A 16,503-nucleotide genomic window follows, 5' to 3' on the forward strand; every position below is an offset into this window, starting at 1 on the left:
CCCCCAACCCCCTCCCCGCAAGCGATGAGGAGGCTAAGATGTACCTTATAAGAGGGGAAAACCGCTGTTAGAATAATTAGACTTAATCAAGAATTGCTATATTTAGCGTCTTCTACCCTGAATTCTGTCAAAAATAGCACCATCATCAAAGAACTTCTTCTGTACACCATTCCAACCTCCCAAACTATCCACAGTGTAGAGTCGGGCAATCTTGGGGAATTTACCTTGTACTTCTTTGGCTACAGTAGCATTAACTGGCCGAAAACCAACTTTAGCAAACTCTCGTTGTGCTTCTGGAGTGAACAGGAAGTTGACAAAAGCTTCAGCCACTTCACGATTTCCGTGCTTATCAACATTTTTATCTACAACTGCGACAGGTCCTTCTATAGAAATATTGACTGGAGGAACTTCGTAAGAAACATCTGTTTTTCCTTGCTGTGCAGCTAAAATGACTTCATTTTCATAATTTAGTAATACGTCACCCTGACCTTTTTTGTAAAAAGCATCACTTGATTCTCGTGCATCTTTGGGTAATACAATCACATTCTTAAACACATCAGTGACAAATTTCAAAGCCTGGCTTTCATTTCCGCCATTCCTCACCACAGCACCCCACAAAGCTAGGAAATTCCATCTAGCACCACCCGATGTTTTAGGATTTGCGGTAACAATCTTCACACCAGGTTTTGTTAAATCTGTCCAAGTCTTGATCTTTTTGGGATTACCAGGACGAGTTTCCAGCGCAACCACTGAACGGGTAACAATTGAATTATTGGGAGCTTCCTTCTCCCAACCTGGTTTAATCAAACCGGCTTGTTCGATTTTTTTTGTATCTAATGCTAGAGCTAAAGCTACCACATCTGCGGGTAAACCATCAATAACAGCACGGGTTTGAGAACCAGAACCGCCATAACTTTCCCTAATTACAACATCTTGACCTTTTTCTCTTTTCCATTTCGCTACAAACTGGGGAATGATTTTGGAGTAAGCAGCCTTAGTCACTGCGTAAGTAGCCAGGGTAATTTCAACTTTTTTACCGCTTTGACTCATGAGTTGCGTTTTTTGGGCTGTACCTGCAAATACAGGTAAAATAGTGCTTATGCTTAAGGTTGTGGCTAAGAACAGTGTCGAAAAGAATGGCTTTGTTGTCACGAATTTTTTAGTGTTGGAAGAATTATCTGTCATGGGATGTCCTCAAATTGGCTGCAATACAATCTACGGTATCTCTGTAAAGATACAGTATTTAACTTATCAAAAAAGAGCTTACCAGATGTAATAAATAAAATCAATAGTTTTTGCACTTAAAAACAACTATTTTCCTATCAAGTATTGAATGTATTTAATATTGCAGTTGATTTTTTGGCGTTTTTATTTACAAGCCTTATATAACAAGGTTTTGAGTAAATTAAATTCTATTTTTATCGTCAAGTTTGATTATTTATGTATTTTAATTAACTTATTTTCTAAGTATTTATATTTTGTTACCTCAAGAAAGACAATTAAAAATTGATACTTCTTTATTAGAGACGTTGTAATTTGTCCTAAAACTGGTAAAATCACCATATTCCCTATCGTCAATATGCTGTTTTAAACGGCATTGGCAATTATGTACTTTTGCACTAACACATAACTGCAAGCTAAAAAATTAATTGCCCGTAGTTTTACAGGAGGAAAAAATAATGAATTTGTGGCAACAATTACGGAAAAGATTACAACTGAGGTTTAACCCCAATTCTCTCAAAGGCTTTGTATCACTGGTTCTAGTAGGAACGGTATTGAGTTTATCTCTTGCTGCTTGTTCTGGGACAAACACCAGTAATTCTTCACCAAGTGCAACTAATGATACAGAAAAAAAACAGAATGCAGAACTAACTCTTGTCTCTTTTGCTGTTACTAAAGCTGCTCACGCTGCCATTATTCCCAAATTTGTGGAAAAATGGCAAAAGGAACATAACCAAACTGTAGTTTTTAAACAAAGCTATGGCGGTTCTGGTTCACAAACTCGTGCTGTAGTTGATGGTTTAGAAGCAGATGTTGTTCATCTGGCACTAGCTTTAGATACGCAAAAAATTGAAAAGGCGGGATTAATTCAAGCTGGGTGGGAGAAAAAATTTCCTAATAATGGAATTGTTACTAAATCTGTCGCCGCTTTAGTAACTCGTGAAGGCAACCCTAAAGGTATTAAAAATTGGGCTGATTTAGCTAAAGATAATGTTAAACTAATTACCGCAGATCCTAAAACTTCTGGGGTAGCGCGCTGGAACTTTCTCGCACTTTGGAATTCGGTAATTAAAACTGGTGGAGATGAAGCTAAAGCAACAGAGTTTGTTACTAAGGTTTATAAGAATGTCCCTGTATTAACTAAAGATGCTCGTGAAGCTACAGACGCATTTTTTAAACAAGGTCAAGGTGATGCTTTAATCAACTATGAAAACGAAATTGTTTTAGCCAGAGATAAGGGTGAAAAAACAAACTATGTTCTTCCTGATGTAAATATCTCCATTGATAATCCTATTGCTGTTGTGGATAAAAATGTTGATAAACATGGTAATCGGGAGGTGGCGGAAGCTTTTGTTAAATACTTATTCACTCCAGAAGCACAACAGGAATTTGCGAAAGTAGGATTTCGCCCTGTTGATGAAACAGTAGCTAAGAGTAAAGAGTTTGCTGACAAATATCCCCCAATAAAGACTTTAAGTACAGTTGAAGAATTAGGTGGTTGGGATGCTGTGCAGAAAAAGTTCTTTAATGATGGGGCAATTTTTGACCAAATTCAAGCTAAAAATAGGCGGTAATGGGTAATTGGTAATTGGTAATTGTTAGAAGACAACTAACAACTAACAACTGACAACTGACAACTAACTAAATTATGGCTGTATCTTCTTCTGTACAAACTAATATTAAACCTCCGATTTGGAAGGTGTTTCTAGATAATTTGATTCGTCTTCCTTGGACTTGGCGGATTACTTTAGGATATCTAACTTTCATGTTATTTATTCCTATTGTGGCGATGTTTCTCAAGGCTAGTACAGAATCTCCAGAGAAGTTTTGGGAAATTGCGACTAGTGAGTTAGCATTAGCAACCTATAACGTTACCTTTGTTACGTCTTTATTGGCGGCTTTGTTGAATGGTGTGTTTGGAACTTTGATTGCTTGGGTATTGGTGCGTTACAATTTTCCTTTGAAACGGATTATTGATGCGACTGTAGATTTACCGTTTGCTTTGCCAACATCAGTAGCAGGTTTAACACTGGCAACAGTTTACAGTGATAATGGTTGGCTGGGTTCATTGTTAGCACCAATGGGGATTAAGGTATCCTTTACTCGGTTGGGACTTGGGGTAGCAATGATATTTATATCTTTACCTTTTGTGGTGAGAACTGTGCAACCGGTACTGCAAGAAATGGAATCGGAAATTGAAGAGGCTGCTTGGAGTTTGGGTGCTTCTGAATGGCAAACTTTTTGGAAAGTGATTTTACCGCCTTTATTTCCGACAATTTTAACGGGTGTGGCTTTGGGTTTTTCCCGTGCGGTGGGAGAGTATGGTTCAACAGTAATTATTTCTTCTAATACACCGTTTCAAGATTTGATTGCACCTGTGTTAATTTTCCAACGGTTGGAACAATATGACTATTCCGGTGCGACTGTAATTGGTGTGGTTTTATTAGCCATTTCTTTGGTGCTGTTATTAACAATTAATTTCTTACAAGCTTGGGCGAGAAGATATGACAATAGATAAAGTTAAAAGACAAAAAAAACAAAGTTGGGTGCCGGCGGTTTTAATTGGGATTGCGATCGCCTACCTATTTCTGGTTCAATATATTCCAGCTATTAATGTTTTTTTTGAAGCTTTCAAAAAAGGATCTGGACCATTTTTATCCAACCTGGCAAAACCGGAATTTCTCCATGCAGCTTGGTTAACTCTATTACTAGCTGCGATTTCCATCCCTGTGAATGCTGTATTTGGTTTATGTGCGGCTTGGGCGATCGCTCGACATAAATTCCCAGGACGCGCTATAGTTCTCAGTATCATTGATTTACCCTTTTCCATCTCCCCAGTCGTCGCCGGCTTAATGATAGTCCTACTATACGGCAGACAAGGCTGGTTTGGTCCTTGGCTACAAGCACATAATATCCAAATCATCTTTGCTTTTCCAGGAATGGTAATGGCTACCGCCTTCGTGAGTATGCCTTTTGTCGCCAGAGAAGTAATTCCTATCTTAGAAGAATTTGGTAAAGATCAAGAAGAAGCCGCCAGAACATTAGGTGCAAACGATTGGCAAACTTTCTGGCGAGTAACTTTACCGAGTATTCGTTGGGGTTTACTCTACGGTTTAATCTTAACCAATGCCAGAGCAATGGGTGAATTTGGCGCAGTTTCTGTCGTATCTGGTAACATTGCTAATACAACCCAGAGTTTACCCTTATTCGTGGAAGATGCTTACAAACAATATGAAACTGAAGCTGCTTTTTCTGCGGCTGTATTGTTAGCATTCCTCGCAGTAGTCACCTTGATACTCAAAGAAATCCTGGAACGAAAAACCCAAATTAAAGAAGTTGAATAAGGGGTAATGGGTAATTTTTAGACAGATATAAAATTACATCTTAGGAGTTGTTATGAGCAGTGAAAATACCCTGATAAACAAGCGAATTCGCGTCAGAATCACTCAAGATCATCATCAAGAACCAGTAATTTCTCGCCTAGTTTCCGAATACGGCTTAACAGTAAATATCAAGGCCGCAATTCTCGGACAAAATGCTGTAGGTGATGGTTGGTTTGACTTAGATATCCAAGGAACAGAAACACAAATTCAAAATGGGTTAACCTATTTACGGAAATTAAACTTGCAAATCTGGGACGAAAACAGCATTAGTGATTGGTAAGAAAATTGCCAGCCAGATTAAGCAATAGATCCAACCAATCAGGGCTATTTCATTCTTATTTAGCAGTTGATAGTCCGTTAAATCGGAATTGATTTATTAGCCCTGTTCGCGTAGCGTTTCCGTAGGCTAATTCAGTACAGGGCGAACTATGTTTAGAATCAAATAACCCTGGGTTTCTCTTGAGATTTTTACACTAATAAATTTTCTATTCCTGTTGTCGTCCCTGCTGTGGAAACTTGGATAACTCTGCCATATTGTAACCGCCATTGTAAAGCGTTAGAAATTGTCAGGTAGCCTATTTCTGGAGGTGATTGTAAAATTTTTTCTGCTAGTGTTTCGCGTCCAATTTCATCCAAAGGAAAATTGCGTTCCTCTAAAAAAGCTACAATATCATCTTTATTGCCATTGCGGCGGATAATTTCCATTATTCCATAAGTAGTTTGATAATCTCCAGTTCTTTCCTTGGCTACAAAAACAACATTATTAAATTTTAAATTAGCAGTTAAAGAAGTATGCTCATCAATTTTTTCGTATGCAAATATTAATAAATTATATCCTAAACCATAGACTTTTTGACTGGCATTTCTAAACGGACAGGACGACTGAGGCTGTTTAATAGATGTTACTTTTAAATCTACTTCTAGTCCCGGAAAATCTATACCTAACGCAGCACTACCAAGGGTATATTCATATCTTGAAGATAAATATTGATTAAAAGTAGATTCAACATAAGTACCAACTGCTTTACCATCTGTAACCCCATAAAGATTATGAATTTGTGTTACACTTAATTCTGAGCAAAAATTACGTGCTGCCGTTTTTAAAGATTCTAGTGTTAGTAATTCCATTTTAAAATTAAATAGCCAAACTTAACTGTTGCCAAGAAGATTTAGTAAATTCAATATTGCTTTTACCAATTCTTTGACATACCCATTCTACACAACTAGGGACAATTGCATTACCAAATAAAGAATATTGATCATAAATTCTAGCAACCCGACACCAATCATCAGGAAAACCCATCAATCTGGCATATTCAACATTAGTTAAACGCCGATATTTATCACCTATTTGATAACGTTCATAATGTCTGGATGTGGAAGCAGTTAATGTTGATGCAATTCCATTAATTCCGAAAATTGTATACCCTAATCTTGCTCCTCCATCTTGATTATATAATAATTCCACACCTTGACAATAACGATTTACCGCTTTACTTTGCTTAATTCGTTCTAAAGTATCAGATGTAAAATCAAATTGAGCATCTACCATTAAATCATCTTGGAGAATATCTTTTAATTTCCGTCTAGGTTTGATATCCGGTAAAGCAGGAAGATTCAAAGTTAACATTTTATTTTTATACGCAATTCCCCAATTATAATTCTTGCCTTTATTTGCAACTATAGGCATCATATCTTTTTCTGTTAATATTTCTATATTTTGTAAATCAATTAAATCTGCTTGAGTTAAGAAAACAGATGTATTTTGTAAAAGTTGAGAATTTATATAAACTGAATTTAACTTAGTCCCAAAAATAAAAATCCTGTCTCTATTTTGAGGAATACCAAAGCTAATAGGACTAATGATTCTCCACTCTATAAAATAATCTAATTCAGAAAGTGCATTTAAAATCACTCGAAAATGATAACCATTTTCCATTGTTAAAAGTCTTTTGACATTTTCCAAGAAAAAATATTGAGGTTTTTTTTCATCTATAATTTCTACAATACGCTCAAATAAAGTGCCTCTAACACTATCTCTTACACCCAGTTTTTTACCAGCAGGACTAAATGGTTGACAAGGGAAACCAGCAGTTAAAATATCATGATTGGGTATATGTGATATAGGAATTTTGTTGATATCACCTAAAACTATAGAATCTTTACCAAAATTACTTTCATAAACTTGACAACTCAATTCATTGATATCATTAGCCCATACAGTTTCAATATTAGCATTTTCTAAGCCTAAACGAAATCCACCGATACCAGCAAATAATTCTATAGCTTTAAAATTGGTTGTTTTCATATATTAATTGTATATTGTTTACTCATCTGTAAAATAATCGGAATCTATTTTTTTAATTTCATAAATAGAAACTGTGGAAACACCAACATGATTATCAATCATTAATTGGGCTAATTCTTGTCCATCTATTAACACAATTTTACTATCTATAATAGATACATATTCTCTAGCTTCTTGGGAAAATCTAGAAGTAGTGATAAAAACACCTTTTCTGGCTCTTTGTCCATGTAAAGCCCCGACAAACTTTTGAATTTCTGGTCTACCAACAACAGTATTATCCCATCTTTTCGCTTGAATATAAACAATATCTAAACCTAATTTATCTTCCTTAATTATCCCATCAATTCCTCCATCACCACTTTTACCAATTGCTCTCCCAGCATCACGTCTTGAGCCACCATAACCCATTTTTACAAGTAAATCTACCACTAATCTTTCAAAAAAATCAGGTGAACAACTTTTTACCCGGTTAAGTAACTCTAACTCTAATTCTTTTCTAATTTTTTGATATCCAAACTCTATAGATTCTTGGGGTGTAGTTTCTGATATTTCTATAATTTCCGGTTCTGACTTATCATTATCTTTTTTAGAATTTAGAAACTCTATATGCTCTGGAAACTGATTAAGAAACTTAATATTGATTTTCGTAGGGTTTTGAATTAATAGATCCTTTCCCCGTTCTGTAATTTGAAAAAATCCTCTTTTTGGATATTCCAATAAAACAGCTTTTTTTAAATGAGTTCTAGCCCAACCTACACGATTATCGAAAACCGTTTGTTGTCCACTGGGTAATAAACTCTTTCTTTCTTCATCACTTAAATTAAAAACATCAGCTAAAAATGTAATAGCGTCCCTTAAAGAATGCTCCTTACCATCACTTGCATATTCCAATAAAGGCAGCATAATAGCTTGAAAATCAGGAATAGTCATTTTTCACAAATTAATGTATTACTTTTTTATACCATACTCTTGTATTTTTTTGCAGTATTTTTATATCACTGCGCTAAAGAAATATATTATTATAAATATAAAAGATAAAAAACTGACAAGATAATTTATAACCTTATGAATAAATCACATCGTCCCCCAATTCTCAACCCTGATGAAACATACACATTTCTTAAGTATTTTGAGTTAAGGTTTGCACCTGCGGATATTTTGCAATAACTAGGAGTTAATTTAACTAGAGGAACAATTAATTTTCCAATAAATAATAATCAAATACCTCGATTATTTGATCTCCAGAAACGATTAGAAGAAGCAATTCAAAGAGTTAGTTTAACAAGCGAAGCTGCAAGAAGAGAAGTTTTAATTACGCCAATTCTCTTAGAAGTTGCACATATTACTGAATCTAAAATTAATATTGAATATCCCATTGAAATAAATCAATTTTTGCGAGGTGATTTAGATTATTACTTGCAATCTCAACATCACTTGAGTTCAGTGTTAGGAGTTTCTCCTTCGGAGACGCTACGCGAACAGAGTTATGATTTTTTCAACGAGAGAATAAGGGCTTGAGACTCCTACGTAGGGTGAGTTTTCCACAAATTATCGTTATGTCGAACTCACGTCAGTTGATATACTGTTAATTAATTTGCACAAACATTTCTGGTTGAGGGTTAATACAATGGTACTCGAAGCCCCGTCCATCAAAGCTAAAACAACCATCACCTGGGAACCTCTACCAGCTAATTTTATATTACCAGATGATCCTGTGGAAAATATTCAACAACCCGCCCTCGCAGCGGCTTTAACCGATGCTTTGGGAGCTTCAGGATATATCCAGCCAGAAATGCTAATTGGCTCGAATTTGGGGCTGGTAGCAACAGTTAATAAAAAAATTGTCGTTAAAGCTCCAGACTGGTTTTATGTTCCTCAAGTACATTCCGTACCAGAGGGGGTAATTCGTCGTAGTTATACCCCTAATACAGATGGTGCAGCAGTCATAATTGTGATGGAATTTCTCTCAGAAGCAGAGGGAGGAGAACTATCCATTAGGTCAACCCCTCCCTATGGTAAACTCCATTTTTACGAGCAAGTTCTGCAAGTACCCACTTATGTGACTTATGACCCCTATGATAGTAGTCTAGAAGTCCGTTATTTGCAAGATGGCAGATATATTTTACATCCAGTAGATACCCAAGGGCGGCTGTGGATTCCACAATTGGAATTATACCTGGGAATTTGGTTTGGGGAAAGGTTGGGACAAACCATGAACTGGCTGCGTTGGTGGGATAAATCAGGTAATTTACTGCTATGGAGTTCAGAACAAGCAGAACAAGAACGCCAAAAAGTGGAGGAGGAAAGACAAAGAGCAGATAGAGAACATCAAAGAGCAGAAAGACTAGCTGCTAAATTGCGGGAATTGGGAATTGAGCCAGAACCGTAGAACCGTGTAGAATCTTAGGTTGGGTTAAGCAACAGCGCAACCTAACAGAATCCTAACTAATGTATCAATAGGTTCAGAAAAAATGTGTAAAGAAAAGTAAAATAGCCCAAACCCTCTTCACTCTTGCCTCTTGCATGATTGCCTCTTGCTTTGCCATAACGAGGATTTTCAATGCTAACCTACTTATGCAGATAATTATAGGGTGAGATAAATCACCCTATGTAATTAAAATTAAGCTGCTACGCCTTCTCTTTCTCTAAATTTGGCATCTAACCAACAGCGTGGTAATTTTTCTCCAGAGGGAAATACTAGTTCTTCCTTTTGATAAATGTCCGTTTCTTGTTCTTCTTGTCCTTCTTGGTCTTGGGCGTGGACAATTTTGCTAGTGGGGTCTAATAGTTCTTGAACATCAACTATTTTCACCAAATCTCGGCTATCTTTGATCTGTAAAAACATATTGATCAACCTCCATTATTTAAAATGTGTAAATTTGCCAATGGGAAGAAAATGAAGATTATATTTCCCGTTGATATTTTTCGACAATATCTACTAAGGTAACTTGACATTGCAAGGGCAATAAATTAATTAAAGATAGTTCATTTCTACCACCACCAACTTTAACGGTGATAGATTCTAAAGCGGCAATGACTTTTTCTTCATTAACGCCTTTAGAAGTAATTAAAGGATACAATTTTTCAGCAACAACATGATGCAACTTGGCATCAGCTAAATAAAGATGCCATTTTGCAATATCTATATAAACACTTTCACCAATTTCGGCGGCTAGGGTTTCCAGTAATTCTGTGGTATTAGTTTTAGCCACAAATATAACCTCATTGTTAGTAATATTGGGATCTCTGATTCCATTTCACATTATTACTCAATTAATTAGACTTTAGCTACTACCACAGGTAAGAATTCCCTAGCTGAATTTTCTTTCTTTAGGTAGATTTTGGTGGGGTTTGGTCGTAATTAGCGATCGCACCAATGTAAATTAGATGCAGCAGCAATACTCCTACCCAACCAATTGTTAACCCAGGAAGCCATTCCCAGGCAGTAGTTTTCAAAATGTGGAAAAACCATAACCCAGAAGTGACAGTTGCACAAATACCAACATGAACAGCGAAATTCATGCGATCATCTAGTTTACGGAAATCTGGATCTTGACGATCTGGTTTGCGAGGCCAACGAGGAGGCATAAATATAAATGTTTGTAACAGTAGTTAACGCACCTTAACCATTGTAAGGTCTTTGGGGCTGACTTGCTCAGATCCGCAAATAATTTCCTCCATCTGGGGATTAAAAATGTTGCTAGGATACCCCAGATGGTAATATGTTCTATGAACTCTGCACAGTTGACTCTGCATAGCTAGTGGGGGCAAATTCGCTGCCTCTGGCACTAGGTACTAAAGTCCAACCTGCTTTCAAGAGTTTTTGATAAGTGGCCCAACCCTTAGAACCGCGAGGAATGCGATAATCTGGAACTGAAAATTGCGGAAAAGCTGTGTAAGGTCGCCAAGGTAGTCCAGGTGTAGTTTGCAGGTGTAATATCTTTTCATCATCGCCGCTAGACTTAGATAACCAGCACATTTGTCGAAGCATAATGAACTCCTTGATTGTTTAGCTGAAATATCACAAGGACGCTAACTGCGGATATTTAGTGGTGTGGGAAACTGTTGTCAAAGTGTTTTTCATTCCCAATCTAAAATCCTGAATTAGTATGACATATTTTGATCATGTCATACTGATACCAAATTCAGATGAAGCTACATGAAATCAGATTTCTAGAATCATTGACCGCAGATAAACGCAGATAAACGCGAATAAGGACGGATGAATTCATGGATTTGATGATTCTGTGCAGTCTCAGATAAAGTTGGTATGAATTGTGATAGAGTTGTTTTAACCTTATATTTAAGGCAATCAAGATTATTCTTGTCGGGTAAATTATTTAAGAAGGCAAACTCCTGTAGGTTGCTGTTTATTGAAGATGGTAAGAGGTACAAGAAATGGTTTTTTTGATTCTTGATGTTTCTTACTGTGTGAATATTTTTATCATGTTATCCACTGTTGCCAGAATTGGATGTATCCATAGTTACGATTTTGCAAAAATTATTAAAATTTTATGGATCAGGAAAGTGAGAATGGTTGGAGTTGAGAGTCAGAATGCTTGTCAAATCAGCAATTAACGGATTTGAGTTTGTGGGAAAATGATTAACTATCACCCTTGTAATTTAAGATGGCTGTATAGTATATTGGTTTTTCTATTGATATAGATAAGCAAAGACTATGAATAAACCAGTTATTTGGATCAATGGAGACTGTCTGAGTCCCCATAACCCTGCATTTCAAGAATATCCCCAAGCCCCAGCAATTTGGGTTTGGGATGATGCTTTAATTGCAGAATGGCAAATTAGCCTCAAACGCCTGACTTTCATTTATGAATGTTTGCTAGAATTACCTGTAGAAATTCGCCGGGGAAATGTCGCAGAAGAAGTTTTAGCTTTTGCAAAGGAACATAATACTAATTTAGTTATAACTACAGATAGTCCTAGTCCCAGGTTTGATGATATTTGTGATCAAATAGAACAGTCTGTCAAGTTGGAAGTTTTTGCTGTAGAACCGTTTTTTGAATATGACGGATATATTGATTTAAAGCGGTTTTCTCGTTATTGGAAAGTAGCGGAAAAATATGTGTTTGAATAAATCTAATCTCTCGTCAATTTCAGTTTATTAATCTGTTGGGAATTTTAAATTGTTTATAGTAATATCAGTCAAATAACATACAAAATCTTCTTCTTTCTTCTTTATCCTGACTCCTGACTCGGTGACTCCTACTTATAGCGATTTGTAAAATGACTACTAAACTTACTGATGTTCAAAATCTTCTCTCAGATTTAATCTCCCGTTATTCTTCCCGTGTGGATTATTTGATGATTCGCTTGGAAGAAGCTGAAGGAACAGATATTGTTTTGCGTGGTGATAGAGTGGAAACTCTCAGCGAGGGAATTTCTATTGGTGGTCACGTTCGCACTTGTTATAAAGGTGGTTGGGGATTAAGTAGTTTTAATAAACTAGCAACCATTGAAGAACGTATAGAAGAGGCGATCGCCGCAGCCCGGATAGTGGGTGATGAGGAAACTATACTTGCAGCCATTGATCCCGTACAAGCCGTATGCAAATTACCTCTGTTGGGTACTGATCCCCGTCAGGTTTCGCTAAAGCAGAAAAAGCAATTATGCGATCGCTATACTGACCTTTTGAAAACAGTTGATCATCGAATTACTACCACCTCAGTCCATTACAGTGACAGCACCCAAAGAGTAATTATTATTACATCCGAAGGGACTTTCATTGATCAATCTTGGGTAGATATGGAAATGCGCTTTGCAGCCACAGCCAGGAATGGAGACACTGTACAAACTGGCAGAGAAACCACTGGTTCTCGCAAAGCTTACGAGGATTTAACTAATTTAGACACACAAGTTAAAGGTGCAGCAGCAAGAGCAGTTACGTCTTTATCTTTACCATCTGTTAAGGGTAATACTTACACCGTAGTTATTGATCCTATTCTCAGCGGTTTATTTGTGCATGAAGCTTTTGGACATCTTTCTGAAGCAGATATGGCTTATGAAAACCCTGATATTCTGGAAGTCATGACTCTAGGACGACGTTTTGGCCCCAAAGAACTGCAAATATTTGATGGTGCTGCACCCCAAGGACATCGCGGTAGTTATTTTTACGATGATGAAGGTACACCAGCGACGACTACCCAATTAATTGAAGATGGTGTATTAGTTGGTAGACTCCATTCCCGTGAAACTGCTGGTAAATTGGAGGAGAAACCTACAGGAAATGCCCGTTGTCTCAATTATCACTATTCCCCCATTGTGAGAATGACAAATACCTGGATTGAACGGGGGAGAACCCCAGTTGCGGATTTATTTACGGGGATTAAAGAAGGTGTTTTTGCCCAAAATTGGCTAGGAGGAATGACGAACGGGGAAATGTTCACTTTTAGTGCTGGGGAAGCTTGGATGATTAGAAATGGCAAAATTGCTGAACCTGTAAAGGATGTCACTCTTTCCGGTAATGTTTTCCAAACCCTCGCAGATATCGAAGCCATTGGTGATGATTTTTACTGGGATGAATCCGGCGGTTGCGGTAAAGGTGGACAAAATGGTTTACCTGTCGGTTGCGGTGGTCCGAGTTTACGAATTCGGGATGTTGTGGTTGGAGGTGAAAGTGGAGAATAGTTCTTCCTTATTGAAAAAATAAGGTCAGAATCACGGATTAGACGGATTGCGCTGATTTCACGGATTTTAGTGACTTTTATCATAGCAAACAACCTAATCCGCCCAATCTTTTAATCCGTATAATCCGCGATTCTGACTTTAAAATGAGAATTGCTGACCCATAAAACGCGAAAAATTATCATTTATTTGAGATACTCGACTTTTCCCAGCAGTCGGGTATTTTTGTTTTTGGGGATTTATGGGAGATTGACGTTATCTTTTGTGATTTATAATATACAAAAACAGAGTTATTAAAGCAACATCATTATGATTGGTAATATTCTCCGTCAGCGTTATAAGATTGTCAAACAACTAGATGCAGGTGGGTTTGGGAAAACTTACCTCGCAGAAGATTTAGATATTCCCGTGACTCCTAAACCGGTTTGTGTGGTTAAAAGGCTGCACCCAACAATTATTGACCCCGAAATTATCCGTTTATTTGAACAAGAAGCAGAGATTTTATATAAATTAGGACAAAATCACGATCAAATTCCTAAATTATATGCTTATTTTGAGAACGATGAAGAATTATATTTAATTCAGGAATTTATTGATGGTTATGATTTACGTCAAGAAATCAGTCCTGGGAAAAAGTTGAGTGAAGGTGATGTAATTCAACTATTACGAGATGTTTTAGAAATATTGGTTTATGTCCATGAAAATAGGGTGATCCACCGAGATATTAAACCAGCCAATATCATGCGACGCAAAGATGGGAAATTAGTATTGATTGATTTTGGGGTAGTCAAACAAATTAATACTACCATTGCCATTAAATCAGGTTCAACAAGTCGAACTAGTGGGTTTGGTACAGTCGGATATATGCCTATAGAACAGGCTATAGGTAAGCCGAAATTGAGCAGTGATATTTATGCTTTAGGTATGATAGCAATTCAGGCATTAATTGATCTATCGCCACGCTTATTAGCAGAAGATGATGATGGTGAAATTATTTGGATTGACCAGGTTGAAATAAGTGAGAGGTTAAAGCAGTTTATAAATAAAATGGTGTGTTGTGAATGGCGACAACGTTATAGAAATGCTAAGGAAGCTTTGGATGAATTAAATAAAATTTTTGTAATTAATCAAAGATTATTAGTAGTACCTAAGTTAGTTCCAGTTAGACTTAATGGAAAATATGGTTATGTTAGTGGGGGTAAATTAGTTATTCCCTGCCAGTTTGGTCTTGCTAATAATTTTTCTGAAGGACTAGCAAGTGTAATAAAAGGAGCAAAATGGAGATTTATCAATACTATTGGTGAATTAGCTATCCCCTATCAATTTGATAATGCTTGGCTCTTTTCTGAAGGACTAGCACAGGTAAAAACAGGAGAAAAATGGGGATTTATCAATACTATTGGTGAATTAGCTATCCCCTATCAGTTTGATGATGCTGATAATTTTTCAGAAGGACTAGCAAAAGTAAAAATAGGAGGAAAATGGGGATTTATTAATACTAATGGTCAATTAATTATTCCCTGTCAGTTTGATGATGCTGATAATTTTTCAGAAGGATTAGCAAAAGTAAAAATCGCAGAAAAATGGGGATTTATCAATACTAATGGTCAATTAGTTATTCCTTGTCAGTTTGATAATGCTTGGCTCTTTTCAGAAGGACTAGCACAGGTAAAAACAGGAGAAAAATGGGGATTTATCAATACTAATGGTCAATTAGTTATTCCCTGTCAGTTTGATAATGCTGATAATTTTTCAGAAGGACTAGCAAAAGTAAAAATAGGAGGAAAATATGGGTATATCAACACTAATGGTCAAGTGATTATTCCCTGTCAGTTTGATAATGCTTTCAGATTTTCCGAAGAACTAGCAATAGCAATGGTACAAATAGGAGAAAAATATGGGTATATAAATACCAATGGTCAAATAGTTATTCCTTGTGAGTTTAATCAGATTTATTGGTTCTCTGAAGGACTAGCAGCCGTACAAATAGGAGAAAAATATGGGTATATAAATACTAATGGTGAAATATTTATTTCTTGTCAATTTGATAGGACTCTGTGGTTTTCAGAAGGACTGGCGACTGTACGAATAGGAGATAAATGTGGTTATATAAATACTAATGGTCAAATAGTTATTCCTTATCAGTTTGATAATGCTTATGATTTTTCAGAAGGATTAGCAAAAGTAACAATTAGTGGCAAAGATTACTTAATAGATAAAACAGGAAAGATAGTTTATTAACTAAATTATGACTAATGATACAATCAAAACAGTTATCTGGGTAAACTCTGCCAAAGAAGAACTTCTAGAATTTCCTGAAGATGTAATTGATGAAATTGGATATATTCTCTATCGCGTGCAAATCAATCAAAATCATCCTAAAATAAAACCATTAAAAGGATTTAATGGAGTATTTGAAATTCGCAGCAATTATCAAACTGATACATACCGCACTATTTATGCTATAAAAATTGATGATACTGTTTATGTTCTCCACGCTTTCAAGAAAAAATCACCTAAAGGTATCAAAACACCTCAACAAACTATTGATTTAATTCACCAGCGATTACAAACAGCAATCCAAATTTCACAAACTAGAGAATCATGAGATCAAGATTATGTTAGATTATACAATCAGTTCTGGCAACATATTTCAAGATTTAGGATTTGCTAATGCAGAAGAAAAACTAGCCAAAGTTAAATTAGCTTCTGTCATTGCTGATATTTTAGAACAGCAACAAATCACACCTCAACAGGCCGCACAAATTTTAGGCTTAAAACTTGAACAAATAAATAATTTAACTAACGGTATTCTTAAAGAATTTACAATTGAAAATTTATTAAGTTATTTAATTAAATTAGGTCAAAATGTAGAAATAATGGTAACAAATCAACAAACAGAACAATATCAACCTAAAATTAATGTTGTTTATCAAAAAATTGCTTAAC

18 protein-coding genes are annotated in these 16,503 nt (G+C 36.1%); 10 read left to right on the forward strand and 8 right to left on the reverse strand.

The genetic code is table 11. The features are described from left to right. Positions 1–102 precede the first annotated feature (102 nt). On the reverse strand, positions 103–1,185 hold the full coding sequence (locus IQ226_RS10185) for a sulfate ABC transporter substrate-binding protein (protein ID WP_193895063.1): 1,083 nt from the start codon (positions 1,183–1,185) through the stop codon (positions 103–105). A gap of 494 nt (positions 1,186–1,679) precedes the next feature. Between IQ226_RS10185 and IQ226_RS10190 the strand changes: the two genes are divergently transcribed. The 4 genes from IQ226_RS10190 (at position 1,680) to IQ226_RS10205 (ending at position 4,884) form a co-directional block, all read left to right on the forward strand. Next, the gene (locus IQ226_RS10190) at positions 1,680–2,795 is read left to right on the forward strand and encodes a sulfate ABC transporter substrate-binding protein (protein WP_027402211.1); all 1,116 of its coding nucleotides are present in this window, start codon (positions 1,680–1,682) and stop codon (positions 2,793–2,795) included. A 74-nt stretch (positions 2,796–2,869) separates the two neighbouring features. After that, positions 2,870–3,739 (forward strand): sulfate ABC transporter permease subunit CysT, encoded by an 870-nt coding sequence (gene cysT, locus IQ226_RS10195; protein WP_193895065.1) that lies wholly within the window; start codon positions 2,870–2,872, stop codon positions 3,737–3,739. Beyond that, positions 3,726–4,565 carry a sulfate ABC transporter permease subunit CysW gene (cysW, locus tag IQ226_RS10200; RefSeq protein ID WP_193895067.1) on the forward strand — a complete coding sequence of 280 codons (840 nt, stop codon included), beginning with the start codon at positions 3,726–3,728 and terminating at the stop codon, positions 4,563–4,565. Before cysT ends, cysW begins: the two co-directional genes overlap by 14 nt. A 52-nt stretch (positions 4,566–4,617) precedes the next feature. After that, positions 4,618–4,884 (forward strand): NIL domain-containing protein, encoded by a 267-nt coding sequence (locus IQ226_RS10205; RefSeq protein ID WP_193895069.1) that lies wholly within the window; start codon positions 4,618–4,620, stop codon positions 4,882–4,884. A gap of 188 nt (positions 4,885–5,072) precedes the next feature. Here IQ226_RS10205 and IQ226_RS10210 read toward each other — a convergent pair whose 3' ends face one another. Genes IQ226_RS10210 through IQ226_RS10220 form a run of 3 tightly spaced genes read right to left on the reverse strand, consistent with a single transcriptional unit; the run spans position 5,073 to position 7,842 of the window. Then, positions 5,073–5,732 (reverse strand): restriction endonuclease, encoded by a 660-nt coding sequence (locus IQ226_RS10210; RefSeq protein ID WP_193895071.1) that lies wholly within the window; start codon positions 5,730–5,732, stop codon positions 5,073–5,075. A 7-nt stretch (positions 5,733–5,739) separates the two neighbouring features. Continuing rightward, positions 5,740–6,912, reverse strand: a complete 1,173-nt coding sequence (locus tag IQ226_RS10215) for a DNA cytosine methyltransferase (protein WP_193895074.1) — start codon at positions 6,910–6,912, stop codon at positions 5,740–5,742. A gap of 18 nt (positions 6,913–6,930) precedes the next feature. Continuing rightward, positions 6,931–7,842 (reverse strand): restriction endonuclease, encoded by a 912-nt coding sequence (locus IQ226_RS10220; protein ID WP_193895076.1) that lies wholly within the window; start codon positions 7,840–7,842, stop codon positions 6,931–6,933. 697 nt (positions 7,843–8,539) lie between these two features. Here IQ226_RS10220 and IQ226_RS10225 point away from each other — a divergent pair. Further along, positions 8,540–9,301: a Uma2 family endonuclease gene (locus tag IQ226_RS10225; RefSeq protein WP_193895079.1), complete on the forward strand. Its 762-nt coding sequence runs from the start codon at positions 8,540–8,542 to the stop codon at positions 9,299–9,301. 231 nt (positions 9,302–9,532) lie between these two features. Here the strand turns inward: IQ226_RS10225 and IQ226_RS10230 are convergent, their stop codons facing one another. The 4 genes from IQ226_RS10230 to IQ226_RS10245 all read right to left on the reverse strand — a co-directional run bounded on the left by IQ226_RS10230 (position 9,533) and on the right by IQ226_RS10245 (position 10,903). After that, positions 9,533–9,757 (reverse strand): acetyltransferase, encoded by a 225-nt coding sequence (locus IQ226_RS10230; protein ID WP_193895081.1) that lies wholly within the window; start codon positions 9,755–9,757, stop codon positions 9,533–9,535. Between the two features lie 58 nt (positions 9,758–9,815). Further along, complete coding sequence (locus tag IQ226_RS10235) at positions 9,816–10,124, reverse strand: DUF3181 family protein (protein WP_193895083.1); 309 nt, start codon at positions 10,122–10,124, stop codon at positions 9,816–9,818. 118 nt (positions 10,125–10,242) lie between these two features. After that, positions 10,243–10,500: a hypothetical protein gene (locus IQ226_RS10240; RefSeq protein WP_193895085.1), complete on the reverse strand. Its 258-nt coding sequence runs from the start codon at positions 10,498–10,500 to the stop codon at positions 10,243–10,245. A gap of 139 nt (positions 10,501–10,639) precedes the next feature. Further along, positions 10,640–10,903 carry a hypothetical protein gene (locus tag IQ226_RS10245; RefSeq protein ID WP_193895087.1) on the reverse strand — a complete coding sequence of 88 codons (264 nt, stop codon included), beginning with the start codon at positions 10,901–10,903 and terminating at the stop codon, positions 10,640–10,642. Between the two features lie 687 nt (positions 10,904–11,590). Here IQ226_RS10245 and IQ226_RS10250 point away from each other — a divergent pair. The 5 genes from IQ226_RS10250 (at position 11,591) to IQ226_RS10270 (ending at position 16,502) form a co-directional block, all read left to right on the forward strand. Beyond that, positions 11,591–12,007, forward strand: a complete 417-nt coding sequence (locus IQ226_RS10250; RefSeq protein ID WP_193895089.1) for a hypothetical protein — start codon at positions 11,591–11,593, stop codon at positions 12,005–12,007. Positions 12,008–12,156: 149 nt separating this feature from the next. Next, positions 12,157–13,557 carry a TldD/PmbA family protein gene (locus tag IQ226_RS10255; protein ID WP_193895091.1) on the forward strand — a complete coding sequence of 467 codons (1,401 nt, stop codon included), beginning with the start codon at positions 12,157–12,159 and terminating at the stop codon, positions 13,555–13,557. Between the two features lie 306 nt (positions 13,558–13,863). Next, positions 13,864–15,795 (forward strand): WG repeat-containing protein, encoded by a 1,932-nt coding sequence (locus IQ226_RS10260; RefSeq protein ID WP_193895093.1) that lies wholly within the window; start codon positions 13,864–13,866, stop codon positions 15,793–15,795. A gap of 7 nt (positions 15,796–15,802) precedes the next feature. Then, entirely contained in the window at positions 15,803–16,162 is a 360-nt protein-coding gene (locus IQ226_RS10265; RefSeq protein ID WP_193895095.1) for a type II toxin-antitoxin system RelE/ParE family toxin, read from the forward strand. A gap of 10 nt (positions 16,163–16,172) precedes the next feature. Next, positions 16,173–16,502, forward strand: coding sequence for a helix-turn-helix domain-containing protein (locus IQ226_RS10270; RefSeq protein WP_193895097.1), 330 nt, complete (start codon positions 16,173–16,175; stop codon positions 16,500–16,502). Position 16,503: the final 1 nt, after the last annotated feature.

Source organism: Dolichospermum sp. LEGE 00240, assembly GCF_015207875.1.
Classification (GTDB): Bacteria; Cyanobacteriota; Cyanobacteriia; order Cyanobacteriales; family Nostocaceae; genus Dolichospermum; species Dolichospermum gracile.